The sequence below is a fragment of the Salipiger sp. HF18 genome (assembly GCF_011806505.1).
In the GTDB taxonomy this organism is placed as follows: Bacteria; Pseudomonadota; Alphaproteobacteria; order Rhodobacterales; family Rhodobacteraceae; genus Salipiger; species Salipiger thiooxidans.
Window position 1 is genome coordinate 1 of record NZ_JAATOS010000760.1, and the last position, 1,338, is coordinate 1,338.

Annotated in this window: 2 protein-coding genes; both read left to right on the plus strand. The window is 69.3% G+C overall.

Going from position 1 to position 1,338, the window contains the following annotated elements; translation table 11 throughout:
• Positions 1-1,201, plus strand: a 1,201-nt coding sequence (locus HC022_RS26660; RefSeq protein WP_167454390.1) for a glycogen synthase, incomplete at its 5' end; no start/stop codon positions are given.
• The coding region (locus HC022_RS26665; RefSeq protein WP_167454391.1) for a hypothetical protein at positions 1,198-1,338 on the plus strand (141 nt) is incomplete at its 3' end. The genes HC022_RS26660 and HC022_RS26665, both read left to right, overlap by 4 nt.

The following is a 1,338-nucleotide window of genomic DNA, read 5'->3' on the forward strand; positions in this document are numbered from 1 at the left end:
GGTCGAGATGCGCACGCTGATTCCGGGCTACCGCTCCGTCATGCAGGAGGTCGGCCGCGACACCAAGGTCGCCGAGTGGGACGACCTCTTCGGCGGCTTCGCCCGGGTCTACCGCGGCAAGCTGGGCGACAACGTTCTCTACGTGCTGGACGCGCCGCATCTCTACGACCGCGACGGCCGGCCCTATTCCGACGCGCACGGCCGCGACTGGCCGGACAACGCCGAGCGCTTCGCCGCGCTGTCGAGCGCCGCGGCGATGATCGCCGCCGACGGCATCGAAGGCTGGATGCCGCAGGTCATGCACTGCCACGACTGGCAGGCGGGCTTCGCGCCGCTCTACCTGCGCGAACTCGGTGCCTCGGACCGGGTGGCGAGCCTGATTACCCTCCACAACATCGCCTTCCAGGGCATCGCCCGGGCCTCGATGATCTCGACGCTGGGCCTGCCGCGCTCGGGCTTCAACGAGAGGGGCTACGAGTACTGGAACAACATCAGCGCGCTGAAGGCGGGGCTGGTCTACGCCGACAAGCTGTCGACGGTGTCGCCCACCTACGCGTCCGAGCTGATGACCGAGTCCTTCGGCATGGGCCTCGACGGTGTGCTGCGCGAGCGGCAGGCGGATCTTGTCGGCGTGCTGAACGGCATCGACGAAGGCATCTGGACCCCGCCCTACAAGTCGCCCGACGGCAAGGCCAAGTACCGCGCCGCCCTGCGCGAGGAGATGGGCCTGCCCGACTGGCCAGGCCCGCTCTGCGTGCTGATCTCGCGCCTGACCGAGCAGAAGGGCCTCGACATCCTGCTGCAGGCCCTGCCCGCGCTGCTCGACCGTGGCGGTCAGCTGGCGCTGCTGGGAGCCGGGGACCGCGACCTCGAGGAGGCGTTCCTCGGCTATGCGGGCGCCCATCCAGGCGTCGCCACCCGCATCGGCTACGACGAGGCGCTGGCGCGGCGGCTGGTGGCGGGCGGCGACGCCATCCTCGCATCGCCCGCCGGATTGGCAGCGGGTGCCGCAACCGGGGTGCAGTTCCACCCGGTGACCGCGCAAGCCCTTGCACAGGCCCTGATGAAGCTGGTCAAACTCTACGATGACCGCCCAACCTGGACCCGCATGATGAAGAACGCCATGGCCTCCCCGGTAAGCTGGGAACATTCCGCCGCGACCTACGCTGCGCTCTACTCCGAGATGGTCAAGACCGCATGAGCGGCCCCGAAATGCTTGCCGGACGGCCGTCCCCGCTGGGGGCGACCTTCGACGGCGATGGCGTCAACTTCGCGGTGTTCTCGGCCCATGCCGAGGCGGTGACCCTGTGTCTTTTCGACGAGCGCGGGACCGAGACC